At 68.7% G+C, this 2,065-nt stretch carries 3 protein-coding genes; 2 read left to right on the forward strand and 1 reads right to left on the reverse strand.

The features are described from left to right. Positions 1-1,035, reverse strand: a 1,035-nt coding sequence (gene queG / locus ACXJKR_RS30855) for a tRNA epoxyqueuosine(34) reductase QueG (RefSeq protein WP_457326093.1), incomplete at its 3' end; no start/stop codon positions are given. Between queG and tsaE the strand changes: the two genes are divergently transcribed. Together tsaE and ACXJKR_RS30865 are read left to right on the forward strand one after the other, a co-directional pair. After that, positions 1,036-1,512 (forward strand): tRNA (adenosine(37)-N6)-threonylcarbamoyltransferase complex ATPase subunit type 1 TsaE, encoded by a 477-nt coding sequence (tsaE, locus tag ACXJKR_RS30860; protein WP_235532048.1) that lies wholly within the window; start codon positions 1,036-1,038, stop codon positions 1,510-1,512. Then, a partial coding sequence (locus ACXJKR_RS30865) for an AMIN domain-containing protein (protein ID WP_457326094.1) occupies positions 1,509-2,065 on the forward strand: 557 nt, incomplete at its 3' end. The genes tsaE and ACXJKR_RS30865, both read left to right, overlap by 4 nt.

Raw genomic sequence — 2,065 nt, forward strand, 5'->3', positions numbered from 1 at the left:
GCCGTGCCCTGCTTGCTGCAACGCGGCGCGCAGAGTCGAGTCGTCGCGGACCCGCAAGGCGTTGCCCGCCGCCACCGCCAGATTGCGCCGCCAGCGGGCGAAACCGATGCGGCGGATGGCCGAGCCTTCCGTGCGGCGCAGGAATTCGCTTTCGCCCCATCCAAGCAGCGTGGCAATTGGCTCGCCCGCCATGCCTGGGCGCACGTCGAAGTCGGCCAGCACGGCGGGCTGCGCGAACTTGTTCCACGGGCAGGCCAGTTGGCAGTCATCGCAGCCATAGACGCGATTGCCCAGCAAAGGTCGCAGCTCGACGGGTATCGGCCCATCGTGTTCGATGGTCAGGTAAGAGATGCAACGCCGGGCGTCGATGCGGTAGGGCGCGGTGATCGCGGCAGTCGGGCAGACATCGATGCAGGCGCGGCATTCGCCGCAATGCGCGCTGACGGCTTCGGTCAACGGCAGGGCCAGATCGATGAAGAGCTCGCCCAGAAAGAACATCGAGCCGGCCTCGCGGTGCAGCGTCAAGGTGTGCTTGCCACGCCAGCCCAGGCCCGAGCGCGCGGCCAGTTCGACCTCCAGCACCGGCGCCGAGTCGGTGAAGACGCGATAGCCCAGCGGGCCGACTTCGGCCTCCAGCTTCTCGGCGAGCTTCTGCAGCCGCTGGCGCAGCACCTTGTGATAGTCCCGGCCGCGGGCATAGATCGAGATCTGCGCTTGCTCCGGCTGGGCCAAGCCAGCCCATTCGACGGCCTGCCAGCCCGGCTCGGTGGCCTGGGGCAGATAGTCCATGCGCGCCGTGATGACGCGCAGCGTGCCCGGCACCAGCTCGGCCGGGCGCGCACGCTTCATGCCGTGGCTGGCCATGTAGTGCATGCGGCCATGGTGGCCGGCGTCCAGCCAGGCCTGCAGGCCCGGCTCGGCGCTGCTGAGGTCCACGTCGGCCACGGCGATCTGTGAGAATCCCAGCTCATGCGCCCAGCCGCGCAAACGGATCAACAGCGCGGCGGCATCGACAGTGGACGGGACTTCTTGCATTTGGCACCGATTTTAGAAACCGATCTGCTGTGGCCCGACGAGGCCGCGGCCCAGGCCACCGCCGGACGCCTCGCGGCGGTACTGCTGCCCTCCCCCAACGCGCTGATCGAGCTGCACGGCTCGCTCGGCGCCGGCAAGACGACCTTCGTGCGCCTGCTGCTGCGCGCGCTGGGCGTGCAAGGCCGCATCAAGAGCCCCAGCTATGCCGTCATGGAGAGCTATGAGCTGCCTGAATCCGCGGGAGGCAACACTGCCAGCCACTTCGACTTCTACCGCTTCGGCGACCCGCGCGAGTGGGAAGACGCTGGCTTTCGCGACGTCTTCGCTGCACCCGGCCTCAAGCTCTGCGAATGGCCCGAGAAAGCGGCCGGCCAGCTGCCGCCGGCTGATCTGCAGCTCTTCATCGAGCTGATGCCCGACGACAGTCGAAGCGTGCACGCGGTTGGCGACGCGCGCCTCGTGGGAGCCCTGGCATGAAGCGCCGCGAAACCTTGGGGCTGCTCGCTTTGCTGCTGAAGGCGCCCGACACGCTGGCCGCGACTAGCCAGGCCAGCATCGTCGCCGTGCGCGTCTGGCCGGCACAGGAATACACCCGCGTCACCATCGAGTCCGACCAGCCGCTGGCGGTCAAGCATTTCCTGGTCGACTCGCCGCACCGCCTCGTCATCGACATCGACGGCCTGGAGCTGAGCCCGGGGCTGCGCGAGCTGATCGGCAAGGTCAAGGCCGACGACCCCTACATCACCGGCGTGCGCGTCGGCCAGAACACGCCCACCGTCGTGCGCATCGTGCTGGACCTGCGCCAGCCCGCGGCACCACAGATCTTCACGCTGGCGCCGGTGGCCGCCTACAAGAACCGTCTCGTCTTCGACCTCCACCCCAAGTTCGAGGCCGACCCGCTGCTGGCCTTGGCGCAGGAGCGCGACAAGAAGCCGTCTGCCGCTGCGACGCCTTCCCCGACCCAGCGCGCCGAGGCTGCGGCCAGCGCCGTCAACGACGCCCTCGGTGACCTCATCCAGAAGATCGAGCG

The sequence above is a fragment of the Roseateles sp. P5_E11 genome, from assembly GCF_054049355.1.